The sequence below is a fragment of the Acaryochloris sp. 'Moss Beach' genome (assembly GCF_021497025.1).
Taxonomy (GTDB): Bacteria; Cyanobacteriota; Cyanobacteriia; order Thermosynechococcales; family Thermosynechococcaceae; genus Acaryochloris; species Acaryochloris marina_A.
Window position 1 is genome coordinate 3,063,884 of sequence record NZ_CP071717.1, and the last position, 16,748, is coordinate 3,080,631.

Annotated in this window: 16 protein-coding genes and 1 pseudogene; 13 read left to right on the forward strand and 4 right to left on the reverse strand. The window is 48.9% G+C overall.

Annotated features, from left to right (window positions below; all coding sequences use genetic code 11):
* The first annotated feature begins 43 nt into the window (after positions 1 to 43).
* Both HRE53_RS14455 and HRE53_RS14460 read left to right on the forward strand, forming a co-directional pair.
* Positions 44 to 943 carry an aminoglycoside phosphotransferase family protein gene (locus HRE53_RS14455; protein WP_235106951.1) on the forward strand — a complete coding sequence of 300 codons (900 nt, stop codon included), beginning with the start codon at positions 44 to 46 and terminating at the stop codon, positions 941 to 943.
* 472 nt (positions 944 to 1,415) lie between these two features.
* Positions 1,416 to 2,891 carry a sodium:solute symporter family transporter gene (locus HRE53_RS14460; RefSeq protein WP_235106952.1) on the forward strand — a complete coding sequence of 492 codons (1,476 nt, stop codon included), beginning with the start codon at positions 1,416 to 1,418 and terminating at the stop codon, positions 2,889 to 2,891.
* A 55-nt stretch (positions 2,892 to 2,946) separates the two neighbouring features.
* On the opposite strand, the gene HRE53_RS14465 is transcribed toward HRE53_RS14460, so the two are convergent.
* The gene (locus HRE53_RS14465; RefSeq protein WP_235106953.1) at positions 2,947 to 4,734 is read right to left on the reverse strand and encodes a sodium:solute symporter family protein; all 1,788 of its coding nucleotides are present in this window, start codon (positions 4,732 to 4,734) and stop codon (positions 2,947 to 2,949) included.
* A 287-nt stretch (positions 4,735 to 5,021) separates the two neighbouring features.
* Between HRE53_RS14465 and HRE53_RS14470 the strand changes: the two genes are divergently transcribed.
* The 11 genes from HRE53_RS14470 to HRE53_RS14520 all read left to right on the forward strand — a co-directional run bounded on the left by HRE53_RS14470 (position 5,022) and on the right by HRE53_RS14520 (position 14,564).
* Entirely contained in the window at positions 5,022 to 5,567 is a 546-nt protein-coding gene (locus tag HRE53_RS14470) for a CARDB domain-containing protein (RefSeq protein WP_212664057.1), read from the forward strand.
* Between the two features lie 282 nt (positions 5,568 to 5,849).
* Positions 5,850 to 6,308: a hypothetical protein gene (locus HRE53_RS14475; protein ID WP_235106954.1), complete on the forward strand. Its 459-nt coding sequence runs from the start codon at positions 5,850 to 5,852 to the stop codon at positions 6,306 to 6,308.
* Between the two features lie 134 nt (positions 6,309 to 6,442).
* On the forward strand, positions 6,443 to 6,892 hold the full coding sequence (locus HRE53_RS14480) for a hypothetical protein (RefSeq protein WP_212664059.1): 450 nt from the start codon (positions 6,443 to 6,445) through the stop codon (positions 6,890 to 6,892).
* On the forward strand, positions 6,889 to 8,100 hold the full coding sequence (locus HRE53_RS14485; protein ID WP_235106955.1) for a response regulator: 1,212 nt from the start codon (positions 6,889 to 6,891) through the stop codon (positions 8,098 to 8,100). The genes HRE53_RS14480 and HRE53_RS14485 overlap by 4 nt, the downstream gene beginning before the upstream one ends.
* Entirely contained in the window at positions 8,097 to 9,299 is a 1,203-nt protein-coding gene (locus HRE53_RS14490; protein ID WP_235106956.1) for a response regulator, read from the forward strand. Before HRE53_RS14485 ends, HRE53_RS14490 begins: the two co-directional genes overlap by 4 nt.
* Positions 9,299 to 11,926, forward strand: a complete 2,628-nt coding sequence (locus HRE53_RS14495; protein ID WP_235106957.1) for a PAS domain S-box protein — start codon at positions 9,299 to 9,301, stop codon at positions 11,924 to 11,926. The genes HRE53_RS14490 and HRE53_RS14495 overlap by 1 nt, the downstream gene beginning before the upstream one ends.
* Positions 11,923 to 12,303: a response regulator gene (locus HRE53_RS14500; protein ID WP_212664062.1), complete on the forward strand. Its 381-nt coding sequence runs from the start codon at positions 11,923 to 11,925 to the stop codon at positions 12,301 to 12,303. Before HRE53_RS14495 ends, HRE53_RS14500 begins: the two co-directional genes overlap by 4 nt.
* Before the next feature lie 34 nt (positions 12,304 to 12,337).
* Entirely contained in the window at positions 12,338 to 13,435 is a 1,098-nt protein-coding gene (locus HRE53_RS14505) for an AI-2E family transporter (protein WP_235106958.1), read from the forward strand.
* Between the two features lie 161 nt (positions 13,436 to 13,596).
* The gene (locus HRE53_RS14510) at positions 13,597 to 13,908 is read left to right on the forward strand and encodes a hypothetical protein (protein ID WP_212664064.1); all 312 of its coding nucleotides are present in this window, start codon (positions 13,597 to 13,599) and stop codon (positions 13,906 to 13,908) included.
* Between the two features lie 127 nt (positions 13,909 to 14,035).
* Positions 14,036 to 14,272, forward strand: a complete 237-nt coding sequence (locus HRE53_RS14515) for a DUF2949 domain-containing protein (RefSeq protein WP_212664065.1) — start codon at positions 14,036 to 14,038, stop codon at positions 14,270 to 14,272.
* 7 nt (positions 14,273 to 14,279) lie between these two features.
* Positions 14,280 to 14,564 carry a DUF1816 domain-containing protein gene (locus HRE53_RS14520; RefSeq protein WP_212664066.1) on the forward strand — a complete coding sequence of 95 codons (285 nt, stop codon included), beginning with the start codon at positions 14,280 to 14,282 and terminating at the stop codon, positions 14,562 to 14,564.
* A gap of 3 nt (positions 14,565 to 14,567) precedes the next feature.
* Here the strand turns inward: HRE53_RS14520 and HRE53_RS14525 are convergent, their stop codons facing one another.
* The 3 genes and pseudogenes from HRE53_RS14525 to pstA all read right to left on the reverse strand — a co-directional run bounded on the left by HRE53_RS14525 (position 14,568) and on the right by pstA (position 16,747).
* A complete protein-coding gene (locus HRE53_RS14525) occupies positions 14,568 to 14,882 on the reverse strand; it encodes a hypothetical protein (protein ID WP_212664067.1) in 315 nt (104 codons plus the stop codon).
* 190 nt (positions 14,883 to 15,072) lie between these two features.
* A complete protein-coding gene (locus HRE53_RS14530; protein WP_235106959.1) occupies positions 15,073 to 15,882 on the reverse strand; it encodes a phosphate ABC transporter ATP-binding protein in 810 nt (269 codons plus the stop codon).
* Positions 15,879 to 16,747: pseudogene (gene pstA / locus HRE53_RS14540) on the reverse strand (phosphate ABC transporter permease PstA). Before pstA ends, HRE53_RS14530 begins: the two are co-directional and overlap by 4 nt.
* Between the last annotated feature and the right edge of the window lies 1 nt (position 16,748).

Here is a 16,748-nt window from a genome sequence, read left to right on the forward strand (position 1 = left end):
TCCTAGGCTCCCATGACAGGATGATTGAGCAGCAGGACTCAGTATGGAAGATAGACGTCACTCCTATCAATCGTTTGATCCTGAATTAATCAGCCCATTTCTGCAGTCCGTCGGTGCTCATCTCACGATCCATACTGTCGAGCTATGCACCACTGGCAGAAGCAATACCCATTACAAATTAACTCTGAGTGATGACAGTATTTATATCCTCAGACTGTACGCACAAAGCAAGCCTGAGCAAGACACCTATATTTTTAATTTAGTGAAGGATGTGGTCCCTGTTCCTGAGCTGTTGGCCCAAGGGCCACGATGGGCAATATTATCGTTTTTGCCCGGCAAGCTATTGTCTGATTGCCCAGAAGATGTGGACAAGGCCGCCACTGCGCTTGCCCATATTGCTGCGATCCAATTCAAAGCTCCTGGCCAGCTACAGACTGATGGTTTGATCACTCCCTTTGGTTTTGGAGGACTCTCAGGCTATATTGCGCGACAGCTTGATCGTTCTGAGGTTCAGAGCTGGTTGAGTCTCAAGACTCTAAAACAATTGCAACAACTCCAGGGCCAAGATGCCAGCCTCCTCCAAGAATTAGACGCAGAAACTTACCTGGTTCATGGAGACTTCAATCCCACCAATATTTTGATCCAGAACGGCCAAGTCAGCGGCATTTTAGACTGGGACTATTGCCATTCGGGAACGCCCTATATGGATATTGGCAATCTGCTCCGACATACCCCCAGCCACCAATATCAGCAGATTAAGGTCGGGTTGGAACATGGAGGCATGGCTTTACCAGAAGATTGGCAACAACGGGCGGAGTGGGCTGATCTCGCCAGCCAGCTAGAATTTTTAACCTCTAGTCGATCGGATGTCTTCAAACAACAATGTGTGGACAGAGTGAACCTGTTTCTGCGTATGTATTTTGAAAGAAGTAGAGGCGCTTAAGTTTAGCCATCGTCCCCAATTCTACAAGATGCTATTTGTATTTCTGAGAGTTATTCGAGCCGGGCCTGGGCATAGACGGTATCTTGATCGGGTTTCGATGCAGTAATCCCATGGCTATACAACCTATCCCTATCATGGTTGCACCGTAGAGTAACGGTCCACAAAGTATGGCTATGAAGCCTAGCAATATAAGCCTGACTGCCCATGTCTGGTAAAGCACTCTTCTGTAACGGACGGGGGAAAACCTCCGATGTTTTGGAGCACTGAGACCATTCCTTATACCGGGACGTCCTTGACTCATAGCCTGAGGCCTAAACGGTGACTAACCAATGGTCGTAAGCTTACCAGCAACACTACATCTGGAAATTATTTTTTAAAGGCTATTCAATGAAACATAAATTTCCTTATATAGGGACATTCTAGAGAACTGAGGATGATAGGCTATGAAAATTGTTTTTGCAGATAATGATTTATGAGTCCAATCGATTGGGTTATCGTTGTCGCTTATGCCGTAATCGTTTTTGGGATTGGACTCTCAGCTAGTCGAAAACAAAAAAATACTGATGAGTATTTTCGAGGCTCAAAGCAACTGCCTTGGTGGGCGATTGGTATCTCGATTATTGCTACTTCCTTCTCGGCTGCATCACTTCTAGGCGGTCCGGGTGAAGGATACAAACATGGATTTCTCTACCTTCAGCTTCAGATTGGAGACCTGTTGGGATTTAGTCTAGTTATTCTGCTGTTTTTGCCGTTTTTCATTCGACTGAATTTAACGACGGCCTATGAATATCTAGAGCGTCGTTTTGATGCTAAAACTCGGTCTTTGGGCTCCCTGTGCTTCATCTTGTTTGTCGTGGCTCGCCTTGGGGCCTTGTTATATGGTGCTTCCATTGTTGTCGCAACCGTCACGGCGATGCCACTGCCCCTCGCTATTATCATGGTGGGTTTAGCTTCCGTTATTTATACTGTCACTGGCGGCATCACAGCGGTTGTTTGGACTGATTTTCTGCAGTTTGTCATGATTTTTGTGGGGCTCATTGCAGGCTTATGGGCTGCTTCCATTAGTGTCCCTGGTGGCTTAGGTGCCCTATGGGCAGCGGCGGGAGAAGGGGGAAAGCTGCAGGTGATCGATTTGTCTTGGGATCCTGCTTCAGTCCGATCTCTACCCACTGCTCTCTTTGCTTATGGTATTCTCGCCTTTGCGGTGGCTGGCACGAATCAACAATCAGTGCAAAGATACGTGTCCTGTGCAGATGTCCCATCCGGCAGAAAGGCTATCCTGCTGGGTTGGTTTACTGGGTTTATAGGTGTTGCGGTCACGTTACTCCTAGGTGTATTGCTCTTTGGCTTCTACTCCCTCAACACAGGGGCGCTTCCAGAAGGAGTAGCAGGCGATCAAATTCTGCCTCACTTTATTGTCAATCAAGTGCCTCCAGTCGCGGCAGGGCTTTTGGTCGCATCCATTTTTGCAGCGGCAATGTCGTCTATTGATTCTGCTCTTCATTCCCTTGCAACGTGCATTGTTGTAGATTTTTATCAACGTTATTCCACAGTGAAAAGAACGGATGCCCATTATTTAAAAGCTGCAAAATCGTGGATTGTTGTTTGTGGCATTCTGGGTATTCTTTCCGCTTTCTATGTGGCCTCTACAAAAGAATCGTTATTAGAATTTTTAGTTGAATATACAGCCTTATTTTTAGGGCCTTTGCTAGGTCTATTTTTAATGGGCATTCTGATTCCCCGTATTAATGCAACAGGGGCATTTTTTGGTGTCCTTTTAGCTGCTGCGTTGCTGGCTATTGACAGTCAGCTACAACTCCTGCAATTCCCAGGCATTTGGCGTTCAGCCATCTCGGCTCCTTTAGCCGTTATCCTTGGCTATGGCATATCCCTCCTGGGTAAACCTCCATTGCCATCTTCAATCAAAGAACTAACCTTCTGGCAGTAGCATGTTGAGGGATGGACTCGCAAAGCACCATTGTTGAGGGCTGCTATTACAGGGGTTACTCAGTGCCCGGCCTGGCCATGGGTGGAGATGTAGACTTATTGAGTTGACGCAACCACATCCAACCGATAACTGCTATCACCAAGGAGATCCAGCCTGTCAAGGTCTGCAGTAGCAGGAAGCCGCCTACTGTAAACATTGAACCAAACAGAATTAAGCTGGACGCGAACACTCGCAGGATATCTTTGCCTAAGTCTTGTAAGGGAGCTAGTCCCGTTTGAGATTGCTGCCGCGCCCACCCTGGTCCACCGGGACGAATCTTGACATAAAACTTGTTCAATGTCGCCTCAGATTCGGGTGGGGTAAGTAACATTGCGGCAACCCAAATCACGGTTGTGATTGCGGTTGTGACGAGCAATTGCAAACCAAAATCATTAATTTTGATCACTGGAAGGGTAGTAGTGAGTAGGCCGATGATGAATCCTCCTAGCATGGAGGCTAATTCAGCCGTTGCATTGATTCGCCACCAATACCATCGCAAGATGAGGACGAGTCCTGGTCCTGTCCCGATGGCTATTACCAGCTCAAGGACCTCTACCACGCTTTTAGAGTAGAAAGCTACAACAGCACCCACCACGGTGACTAAAACAGAAGCTACTCGTCCTGCCGAGATGAGTTCTGCTTGAGATGCCTGGGGCTTCATAAACCGCAGATAAACGTCATTGGTTAAATAAGATGCGCCCCAATTAATTGACGTGGATACCGTACTCATAAATGCAGCGACTAGAGAGGCAAACACTAGGCCCAGCAACCCTTGAGGTAAATAGTCTTTCATCAGTAGAAAATAGCCTAATTCCTGATCTTGAGCATCGGGATACAGCACTACTGCCGCTAGGCCCACTAAAATCCAGGGCCAGGTGCGCACCACATAATGCATGATGTTGAATAACCAAGCTGCCTTTTCCGCTTCTTGTTCATCTTTGGCTGCGGCTAGTCGTTGGACAAATTCACCGCCCCCGTCACTGCGTCGGAAAGACCACCATTGCAGAAAGATGTAGGCGAAAAAGACGTTAATAGTAATCCCGGCAGATTCACTCCATTGCAGCCAGCCTCCTTCTCCACCGAAGCTCAAGGGCACGAAAGACAAGACATCATGATTTGTGGCTTGCTGAGCCTGATCGACCAATAATTGGATACCTCCAATTTGTCGCACCGCTGCAACAGCAACGATCAAGGCCCCAATTAAAGCTAAGAAAAATTGGAAGAAATCAGTGGCGACTACGCCCCATAAGCCGGAGAGTCCGGCATAAATTAAGACAAATATGCTGACAGCGACGACTGTCCAGAGTTTGAGATTGCTATCGGCCTCAATTCCTATACTCTGCCAAACCCCTAGGGTGTCAACCATTTTCACCATGGCCAACATGGCATTCCCAATACCCAGACAGTTGATTGGAACTGCAAAGAGAAAGGCTTTCGTGCCTCGTAGTACTGCTGCAGTGTTACCGCCATACCGTATTTCTGTAAGCTCTGCGTCGGTAATGACTTCTGAGCGTCGCCATAATCTCGCAAAAATATAGATCATGATGATATGGGCAAAGCCAAAACTCCACCACAGCCAATTGCCTGCAATGCCTTTTGTGGCGACTAAACCTGCCACTGCCAGAGGTGTGTCGAGGGATAAGGTTGTTGCGGCCATGCTGGTTCCAGCTAGCCACCAAGGGAAAGAACGACCTGATATAAAAAAATCAGCTAGGCTATCTGATGCTTTTTGAGATAAATAGATGCCAATGAAAAACGTAAATACCAAGTAAGCCGCGACAATAATCCAATCAAAGAGCTGCATAAGTGATGGTATATACAATTTTGCCTGCCGTCATCATGCCATAGACTGTCTGAATTACAGGGTGTTCTGCTTGACACTTACTTGCGACGAGATATCCCTGCTGAGCATTAGAATCAACCCTTTAAAGGGCCGGGATGTGGCAACACGTTAGGAGGCTGACTTTTACATCCCTTACATCTTAAATACGAGATAAAGATGTGGGCTGCATAAACTCATCTGTTCAACCCTATTGAGTGAATGAAGAGAGTTAGTTCTCTCGAAAACATTCCACAGGAAGGAACAGCACTATGCAACGTACTCCATCTCAATTGGCTCAGTTAGCAACCCAGCGACTACTTGCTCTAGGAGCTTTAGTCACTCTCTCGGCAAGCAGCGTGGTGGCGGCACCCCTCCCAGCCCAAGATCAATGTCCTGATGGTTGGGAACTGTCTCCGAGTCCTGCAGTTGAATGCCAACCGGGCAGCTTTACCCAACAAGCCCCTAAACTGCGTCATTTTCGCAGAGCAGATTTGAAAGTTCGGCAGTATCGTTTCAGTCGCATGGGAACAAAACGCATCAAAATTCAGGTAGCAAATTTAGGGAGAAGGGCTGCACGGCCCACGGTCTTACGACTGACGGTTCGTCGAATTGATGGAACACCAGTGGGGCGGATGATCCGAATCAAAGTGCCTGTAATTAAAGGCCAGCAAACCCAATGGGTAAGACTGAACACAGCCAAGATTTTGCCCAAAACAGTGGCTCTCAAAGACACGACATTTCGCATTGATGTGGACTCTACGAATTTTGTGAAGGAAGCCAACGAGACGAATAATACGACTTGGCACAATCTTTAAGGGGTGTGAGGAAGGAGAGAGCATCGATATCTATTGCTCTCTCCAAGTGGCCTCTTATCGAAAAGCTTTTCTATTCAGTGATGACTATCACATCCCTTGGCTTCAACTATCACTGCTTATGCAGACCGGCATCACGGCTATCAGCATGATCAATGACTAATAATTTGGTCATTCAAGCTTTGATTTGTGGCAATGTGGTCTGACTCAATTCGCCACTGAATCAAAAGAGTAAATCTTGAGCTTCAAACTTCTGTATTCCTTGTTGACGTTGAGAGGTCAATCATGACTCATCCCCAAGACTTTGAGCATAGCTCTCAGTTCGATCGCTATGGTGCTGGATCTACACCGAACCTGACGGTTGAGATTTCTAGTCGTCCGCTCTATCGCCAAATCCGTAGACAGCGATCGGGGATGACGCCCATGGACTCTATCGAGTTTGAAGGGACAGCATTAGATCATTTATCCCACGGCAACGTTGCTTGGTGGGTTGCGATCGCAAGTTGGTTTGTCTATGGCATACCCATGGGAATATTAGTTTTTCCCATTCTGGGGGAGCAAGTGCGGGCCATCGGTACCCATCTGATCAAACTCATTCATTCCCCTCTATCGGGTGCACTCTGGTTTCAATTCTTGACGCTAGTGTTTGCCATTTCCTTCACATTAATGGTGTGTCTTTGTACCCTGACGATTCTGGCTAAAGGAACGATACGTAAACTTCAGCAGCATCGTCGAAGCCGCTAGACCTATGGTTGATATGAGTTTTAAGGGACGGATCCATCCCCGGCTGTTCCGACTTTTCTTCTGCTAGAGACTCACAAGTTCCTCAACATTCATCCATAAGCTATTGGAAGAGGCTATGGAACAGGAGTCTGAGGATGAGAACACAACAGTATCGTGGGGATTATCGTCTGAAAATCATTGCTTTATGGACCGCATTTCTTTTAGGGATGCTTTTCCATACCCCATTGGCTTTAATGCCTTTGTTTCACGGTTTGAGTGTTGCCCACTCTCATACCCATGATTATTTACCCCTCAACACCCTCTTTGGGTTGATGTTAGGACTGTTTGGTATTGCCATGGCTGCCATCGTCACTACGGCCTTGGTGAATGGACAAAGATACAAAACGCTACATTTTGGCTTGACCTTGTTATACACCGCCATTAACGGCAGCCATCTGATCTTCGATGTCCTGGTAGGCGTTCCCAGCTATCTGCTTTGCCGGATGGGCTATCTGCTGATTATGGGTCTCCTGCTTAACGTTGTGGCTTTTCAATGGTTTGACTCAGAGTCGAATAAACAACCGGTCTTGAGGTCAGTCCATTGACTGTTAAGACCGGTTTTCCTGACCGTTCGATAGACGTCTCCCTGGTGCGATCGCAAAAATTTGCCCATAATTGGAGTGGCGATTCCTTCAGAGATTCAATCGGACCCAACGTCAGGAGGCCGATGATGAAAATACTTGTTGTTGAGGATGATCAGGCCACGTCTGAAACCTTAACTACACTCCTCAACCAGTGCAGCTATGCGGTGGAAACTGCGACTGATGGTGAAACGGCTGCTGATCTGGTGGCTGCTTTTGAGTATGATTTACTCTTGCTCGATGTCATGTTGCCGAAGATAGACGGTGTCACCCTCTGTCGGCAGCTGCGCAATCAAGGCCATACCATGCCGATTTTGCTGCTGACGGGGAAGGGTGATAGCCATGACAAGGCAGTCGGCCTCGATGCGGGTGCTGATGATTATGTGGTCAAACCCTTTGACCTGGAAGAATTAGAAGCCCGCATTCGGGCCTTACTGCGGCGGGGTCATCTCTATACAACACCTATCTTAGAATGGGGCCAGATCCAGCTCGATCCCAGTTCCACCCAGGTGAGCTACCGTCAGCAACTCCTAGCCCTTACCCCCAAAGAATATGCTCTTTTAGAATTGCTCATGCGTAACCCTCGGCGGGTCTATAGCTGCGGTATGTTGCTAGAACATCTATGGACCTATGAGGATATGCCAGGGGAAGAGGCCGTTAGAACTCATATTAAAGGTCTCCGCCACAAGCTGCGTGACGCCGATGCTCCCGCCGATATGATCACAACCGTCTATGGCATTGGCTATCGCCTCAAACCTTTAGCAGAATTAGAGAAGGAGGCACCGTCGTTTCAGGAAGAGAATCAAGCAGCCATTGCTAATATTTGGCAGCGGTATCAAGCCCGTATTAGTCGTCAGGTGCAGGTTTTGGAACAAGCCAGTGCCGCCTTCCAAACCCACCAAGGCCAGCTGAACTCTGAACAGCAGCAGCGGGCCGAACAAGAGGCCCATACCTTGGCTGGTGCCCTGGGGATGTTTGGTATTCATGCCGGTACTGACCTTGCCCGTCAGATTGAGCAGCTACTGCGGCTGCCTCAACCCCTAGGGATAGAGCATATCAAGCAATTCCAGGCTCAGGTGGAGACCCTCAGACAGACGATTGAGGCCTATGGACCTTTCACCCCCCGCCGATGTGAGCGAGTCGCTGCCTCCCCTCCCCCTCCTTACTGGTGATTGATGCGGATCGAGGCTGGATTAAGGATTTAACGGAGCAAGCTAGCCATTGGGACTGGACGGTGCGAGCCGTGATGGATTTAGACGCTGCCCAAACAGCACTGACCCAGGATCTGCCCCAGGTGGTTTTGCTCGATCCAGCAGTGGCTGACCATAAAAATCAAACGATTGCTTTCCTAGAAAAGGTTACACATTTTACGCCTCCGATTCCGGTGCTCTTTTATGGATCCCCGAATGGATTGCACTCCCGTTTAGAAGTGGCTCGCCTCGGTGGCAAAGCTTATTTAGAAAAGCCCATTGTTCCCAAGCAGGTGTTGCATGAAGTTGATCGGGTCCTGCACCAGTCCCAAGCCATTACCGCCAAAGTAATGATTGTGGATGATGATCCGCATTTACTGCAATTTCTGCCACCGTTACTGGAGCCTTGGGGGTTTAAAGTGAGTACTCTCGCCGATTCCAGGCTGTTTTGGCAAACCTTGGTCGCGGCTGCCCCTGATTTACTAATCCTCGATGTCGAAATGCCCCATGTCAGCGGCATGGAACTCTGCCAAATCGTTCGCAATGATCCGTACTGGCAGAATCTGCCGATTATCTTTTTAACGGCCCATACGGAAGCTGAAATAGTGAATCAGATTTTCGTCCTGGGTGCGGATGATTTTGTCAGTAAACCCGTCGTCGGCCCCGAACTCGTCGTTCGCCTGGTCAATCGCCTCGAGCGGATGCAGCTATCGCAACAGTTATGGCAGGTGGATACCCTCACAAAAGCCTATAAGCGGCAACCCGCTATTCCTCGCCTAGAGCAGATGATGAAACGGGCCCAAGAGTCACAGCAACCCTTGAGTTTGGGTTTAGTGAAGGTGACGAATCTGCGGAACATTAATGCTGAGTTTGACTTGGAAACCGGAGACTCTGTTTTGCGTCAGGTGGGCTATGCCCTATGTCAAGGCTGTGGGCAAGAAGATGTGGTTGCTCGCTGGAGTAGCAATGAATTCTTGATGGGGCTCCAGGGGATCCGGAGCGATGATGCAGAGCATCATATTCAGCATCTATGTCAGGACTATCTCCAGACTCACCAACAGACGGATGATGCTGTTCCGATTCAGCTTGACTTAGGGGTTGTACAATATCCCGAGGCTGGGAAAACCTTATCTGCGCTATACAAAGCAGCAGATCAGCGCCGGCAACGTGAGGCAGACTGATGATGATTGAGCAAGTCCACCTTCTTCCTGAACAACAGAGCTGGATGACTTCGCTGTTGAATACTTTGCCAGCGCTGGTGGTGATTTTGGATGCGAAAGGTCGGATTGTCGGCTTCAATCAGGCTTGTGAGCAGGTTTCTGGGTATACCTTTGCTGAGGTGAAAGAGCGATTTCTTTGGCAGGATTTGCTGTTGCCAGAGGAACGAGTAGGGGTACAAGCCGTTTTTGAACAATTGCTCTCCCATCAAGGCCCCAAACAATATCAAAATCACTGGCAGACGAAAACAGGCGAGCGCCATTTGATTGCCTGGTCCAATTCAGTGATTCAGCAGGGACAGGCGGTCCAATTTGTGATTGGGACAGGGATTGATATTACCGAGCAGCAGCAGTCGGCGTTGGCCTTGCAGCAGCAAATTGAGCATGAGCAGCTTTTGAGTGGGATCGCAGCTCGGATTCGCCAATCTCTAGATCTCCACACTATCCTCAACACCACCGTTGATGAAGTCCGGCAAGTGTTAGAGACGGATCGCGTTTTGATCTTCCGCCTTGAACGAAATTGGGACGGTATTGTCTTGGTGGAATCCGTGGATACGGACCAATGGCCTTCCATTCTGGGGGTTAAAATTCACGATCCGTGTTTTCCCGATATCTATAGTGGGGCACCTGAGCAAATCCGTGCCAGCGCTGTTGATAATATCTATACCGCTAACCTTTCACCCTGCCATCAAGAGCTACTGAAGGAATTTCAGATTCAAGCCAATTTAGTGGTCCCCATTATTTTGGAGAATCGAGTCTGGGGACTGCTGATGGCCCATCATTGTCGTGAACCGCGCCATTGGAAATCTCTAGAGATCAAGTTGCTGAGTCGGCTGGCGATTCAACTTGCGATCGCAATTCAGCAATCGGAACTGTACTGCCAGCTGCAGGCGGAATTGACCGAACGCGAGCAAGTAGAAGTCGTTCTGCAAGAAGCCAAACATAATCTAGAACAGCGGGTTGCCGAACGAACAGCAGCCCTACGCCAGGCCAACCAACAATTACGGTCTGAACTGCTGACACGCCAGCAGGCAGAAGCTGCCTTACAACATTCTCAAAAACGGATCTCCGGCATTTTGGAAATTGCCGATGACGCCATCATTTCCGTGGATGCATCGCATATCATCACGCTGTTTAATCAAGGGGCAGAGAAAATGTTTGGGTATCGCCGTCAAGATATCCTCGGCCAACCTTTGAATCTCCTATTGCCTGATGATTTGGTGAATTATGCTCAGACTCCGACAGACGGCATTTCAACGACAACCTACCAGATGGGGGCACGACGACGTCCGATTACAGCGCAGCGCCGAGATGGCACCTACTTTACGGCAGAGGCCTCTATCTCTAAACTACAGCTGGGGGATGAACAGGTCTTTACCGCCATTCTGCGAGATATTACAGATCGCTTAGAAGCCCAAGCCTCCCTAACTAAGCTCACCCGCCAAAACGAATTAATCCTCAATTCCATGGGTGAAGGACTTTGTGGGGTGGATCTGCAATATCACATCACCTTTGTTAATCCCGCTGCGGCTGACATGCTAGGCTATGCGATTCCTGAGCTGATTGGTCAACCCGTAGAGACCATCTTGGGGACGAATCCTCAGCACCTTGATGGGGATCTAGATGCCCTGTATCCCTTTGAGGATTCGTTGATTTCTGGCACAATCCATCGGTTTATTACCGATGAATTTCAACGATGGGACGGCACGATGTTTCCAGTGGAATATGTGAGTACCCCCATTCGTGAAAACGACATCATTATGGGGGCAGTGATCACCTTCAAAGATGTGAGTGATCGTCAGGTGGTTGAACGCATGAAGGATGAATTTATTTCCGTGGTTAGCCATGAACTGCGCACTCCCCTCACCTCGATTCACGGGTCCCTGCGGATGCTCACCAGTGGACTATTAACCGCTCACCCGGACAAGAGTCAACGACTCCTCCAAATTGCCGTGGATAGTACGGATCGCCTGGTACGCCTGATCAATGACATTCTAGATGTAGAACGGATTGAGTCGGGTGAGGTCGGTATGACAACATACCCGTATAATATTGCCGATTTAATGACCCAAGCTACCAATACCATGCAGGGCATGGCTGCTCAGATGAAAGTCGAATTGGCGGTGACGCCTTTAGCCGTATTGACAGATGTGGCTGGCGATCGGATTGTCCAAACCCTCACTAATCTCCTGAGCAACGCCATCAAATTTTCCCGTCCAGGGGGCACCGTTGCCATGAGTGCACACCTCATGCCCCAACAGCCCCCTAGCTGTTCTTTGACCTCAACCACCACTGAGCTATCTCTTTCCCCGGCAGATGCGCCTCAGGTTTGTATATGGGTCCGGGATCAAGGCAGAGGGATTCCTCCAGATAAAATTGACACCATCTTTGAACGGTTTCAACAAGCTGATTCTTCAGATGCTCGTGATCATGAAGGTACGGGGTTAGGCCTAGCCATTTGCCAAAGTATTGTGCACCAACATGGCGGCCACATTTGGGTAGAAAGTCAACTGGGTAAAGGCAGTACCTTTTCCTTCACATTACCCATTCAACGAGACGATATTGCAAACAAAGGTAGACCGGTTACATGACAGCAAAGTGCATCCTCGTAGTGGATAACGAGCTATACATTCAAGAAGTGGTCCAGATTGCGTTAGAGACCATCAAAAACTGGCGCGTTGTCACCGCCAGTTCAGGTGCTGAAGGTCTGCTGAAGGCGGAGAAAGTCCGTCCCGATGCCATTCTTCTGGATATGATGATGCCGGATATGGATGGGGCCACCACCTTTCAGAAACTCCAGGCCAATCCCCTGACTCAAGCCATTCCGGTGCTGTTACTGACCGCTAAAATTCAAACAGCGGATCAAAAACGTTATCAGGAGATGGGGGTGCATTCCACCATTGCCAAACCCTTCGATCCTTTACAGCTTCCCGCTCAGATTGCAGATGTATTAGGCTGGCAGTTATAGCCTCTTAAAGGCCTGATCCTTACTCTCTTTCCGCATGAAGCCATCTGAATCTTCTCTCACTTTTTCGATTGCCAGTTTGCTGCGTTTGGGAGTCATCAGTTTAGGGCTGCTGTTACTGTGGCAACTCCAAAATCTAGTGGTGGTGTTGATGATTTCTATCGTCTTGGCATCCACCCTCGCTCCCATTATTCAACAGGTAGAATCGTTGCGAGCCCCTCGGTGGCTGGCAGTTTTGGGGGTGTATGTCAGCCTGATTGGTGCGGCCATTACGGCAACCTTGGTGATTGGTCCCACGATTACAGAGCAAATTCAGCGAATTTTCATTGCCCTACCCGGATACCTAGATACCCTCACTACGCTGATTGAGGAATCGATCATGCAGATGGGCATTAGTAAGCCAGAAGATTTGGGCATGATCAATCAATTGTTCGATCTACAAGCCCTAACCGCCTGGACCTTTCGATCCAGTCAAAAGCTGATTCTTCAGTCTGTAGATATCACCAAAGGTTTATTGGGAGGCGTCTTTAATTTACTCTTGGCCTTGATTTTGTCAGCCTATATGTTGTCAGATTCCCAACGATTACTGAATGGCCTCGTATCGCTTTTTCCTCAACCCTGGGAGCAGCGACTGGCTGACCAAGTGCATCCGGTGAGTCAACGCATGGGGGCTTATATCCAAGGAAGATTGTTGGTCTCGCTGATCTTGGGGACAACGGTCAGCATTGGCTTGAAGCTGATTGGGATTGCCGAAGTGGCTTTGGGACTAGGTGCGATTGCAGGACTAACGAACCTGATTCCCTTTTTTGGACCGGTGCTGGGTGCTATTCCTGCCTTACTGGTGGCTGTTGCCCAGGGGGGGTGGACAGTGGCGTGGGTGTTTTTACTGTTTGTGTTGATCCAAAATCTGGAAACCTATGTTCTCGATCCGTTAGTGGTGAGTCCGTCGGTGAATGTGCCGCCACTTTACCAACTGCTAGCAGTCTTGGGTGGCACCCAAGTCTTAGGGATTATTGGGGCGTTAATTGCTCCACCTTGGGTAGCTGCAGGGGGAGTCTTGATCGAGAATTTATATCTGCACCCCAAACGTGAAGCAGAGCAAAATACTCAGCCTGCTGTGGAAACCGTCAGTTGACTATGGTTCAGGCGATCTGATCCCTGATTGCCAGGCTTGCCCAGCTATCCTCACAGTTTCCCCAAGTTTAGAGAGTATTCTCCACATAAAGGATACTAGCCAGCTTTGGCATGGCAGTAGGTCCTAATCTGAATAACTGCGTTCGACCCCCCAAAACACTAATGACTACAACACTGATTAATCTCACCCTTGCCATTGTGCATGAAGAGGCGGAGTTACTCGCAGAGTATTGTCCCAATCCTATTTACCAGGATGTGCTCGGGAATCCCATTGCTAAACAGGAACTGATGACCTATGTTCTGAGTCGAATTCCCAATACCTATGTGCTTACAGCGGCACCCAAGACGATGAATGCTCGCGGACAAACCACTGCTTACCGTCTCCAAATCGAGACCCTGCTTAAACAAGGGATAGATTCAGTTTGCTGCTATCGTCCCATGAAGGCTGATTTTAGGGAGACTCAGAAGGTTTGAGTCGCGGTTATACAATACTTTTTTTTCTCTAGATAGAATAAAATGCTGAATACTATCCTGACTATTTTTGTTTATAGATACGATTTTTTTAACCTAACCAAGCATTAAGCCTGCTGGGGTGCTGGAGATGCCTACTAACCGATATCAACAACTGATTAACTTTTTGACCCAAGAGGTAGGGATTTCGACGGAGTCGATCAATATTGCCCTCAAGTCTTGCCAGCAACAGCAGGGGCCATTGCCCATAATCCTTTGGCAGTACGGTTTGATTACCTTAGAGCAGCTCAATGATGTCTTCCATTGGATCGAGACATCGTTTAGTCCAGATGAGACCTACAACATTACAATCACTTGTGAAAAATGAGGTTTTTATGTTCTCTTTAACAACCAAACATCAACCGTGGTGGGTGCATATTCAAACCACGATTCCTGATTGTCAATATTATTTTGGTCCGTTTGACAGTATTGAAGAGGCGGAAGCCCATCAGTCAGGTTATGTGGAAGATTTAGTTCAAGAGCAGGCCTTGGAAATTGTGGTCAAAGTCAGCCGCTGCCAACCTGAAATGTTGACCCTATGTGATGAAGAAGAGGTCTATCCCATCAGCCTGCGGGATCTGTCCCCTTACGACCGACCGACGGTTTTATGCTACAGCTAGCCCTTAATCGGCGGTAATCCAGAAAAAGCCTGGATCTGTACGCCGTTGATCATCTAATAATTCAGATTCCCAAATATCAGGATTGGCTGTGGCTTCTAAGGGGCGCTTGCCCGACATTTGCAGATTTAGGTCGGGGGTCTTGGAGGAGGTCTCGCTGTTTTCAGAGAATAGGGTAATGGAGGGCTTCACTTCACCCCCTAGGGCTTTAGCAGACTCTCGCTGCGGGTTGGGGTTGCTAGAGGCGGTTGTTCCTGCCCAGGCTGGGCTGGCGAACGTGGTGAGCAAACTGGCAAACAGGATGAGTTTGAGGGAAGTCATGGTGGTTGTGAGGATTTCAGATACTGGCAGTCTAGAAACTCGCTGCAGAAATTGGGGTGTCTCAGCCCAGCCCGTTATAGCGATCTAGATCATTGCTAGGATGCCCACTCTCTCGGGAGAGAGATCTTGGAGGATTGATTTGCGATCTCATCCCCCAACCATCAGAACTTCAGGACAATAGCCAGAATCTTTAGCCCCGGCGACCACTAACATAGGCTGCGGTTAGGGGATCTTGAGGGTTGGCAAAAATATCTTTGGCTGGGCCAAATTCAACCAATTGACCCACATCATGTTGCACCCAGAAAAAGGCCACATCGTCGGCAATGCGGGAAGCTTGGCCCAGATTGTGAGTGACGATCAGAATAGTATAGGTGCCTTTTAACCGCAGAATTAAATCTTCAATCACTTCGCTGGAGAGGGGGTCGAGGGCGCTACAGGGCTCGTCCATCAGTAAGACTTGAGGTTTGAGTGCCAAGGCCCGCGCTAGACAGAGGCGTTGCTGCTGTCCTCCAGACAGAGATAGAGCAGGAGCTTTGAGGCGATCTTTGACTTCTGTCCACAGGCCCACATCCGTGAGGGTGGTTTCGATGATGTGGTGGATATGGTTGCGATCGCAAATCCCATGCTCTTTCAAGGGAAATGCCAAATTGCGATAAATCGATAGGGGAAAGGGATTGGGCTTTTGGAACAGCATCCCAACTTGGCGACGTAGGGGCGTTAAGGGGATCGTCGCCGTATCGCAATTATTTAAATAGACCTGGCCTGAAAGTTGAGCTTTTGGCGTCAGTTCATGGAGGCGATTTAAACAGCTCAAGAAGCTGGTTTTGCCACAGCCCGAGGGACCAATTAAGGCTGTGATTTGTCCCGCCCGGAACTGAGCATCTACATTGGCAAAGGCCACCTTGCGACCGTAGCGCAAGCTGAGTTGCTCCACCCGAATGCTGGGTGGATGGTGATGATCCGTATTTAACGATTGGGAACTCAAGGTGGGAGAGGTCATAAAATTTGCAGCTTGGATTGGCGAAAGCGTTCAGCTAACCCAGAGATTAAGGTATTGATCAAGATTAAAAGAATGACGAGGACTAGAGCGGTGGCATAGGCGTTTGGTTCACCCCCAGGAATATTCATCGCTAAGTCGAAAATATGAATCGATAGGACCCGCCCGGAATCCAATAGTGACGTGGGCATCCGGTCTACATAACCACTGGTGAAAATTAAGGCTGCAGTTTCTGCGATTGCCCGCCCCATCCCCAGCAAAATCCCCCACGGCAATTCCTGGCAAAGCCGCTGGTAAAATCAGCGTTTTTAGGGTGCCTAAGCGAGATAACCCCCAACGCTGCTGCTGCTTGGCGATACTCACGAGGCACATTGACAAGCCCCACCTGAATGGAGCGAATTAGGATCGGTAACACCATACAGGCGAGGGTTAGTCCCCCGGATAGGATGGAGAAGCCCAGACCTAAGACCTTGGAGAAAAAGGCATTCCCAAACAGTCCAAATACAATAGACGGCACGCCAGCCAAAATATCTAAGCTGAGCCGAATAGCACGGTGGGAGTGCTGGGGACTGAATTCGGTCAGGAACAGAGCCGTGCCTAGTCCCAAGGGTAGGGAGACTCCCATGCAAACCCCTAACACCAAACCAGTGGACACCAAAATGGGAGCAATGCCGCCCTCTCGTCCGGCCTTAGCGGGTGCTTGGGTTAAAAAAGCACCATTGATGGCTTGTCCCCCTTGCCAAATCACATCACTGAGCAGCCAGATAAACAGAGCGGTAATGCCCAAGGCTACGAGCCATACCATCAGGGTTGCGACTTGCTCCTTGCCAACAGGGCGGAGATGACGATTAGACCAAGGACGGACCATT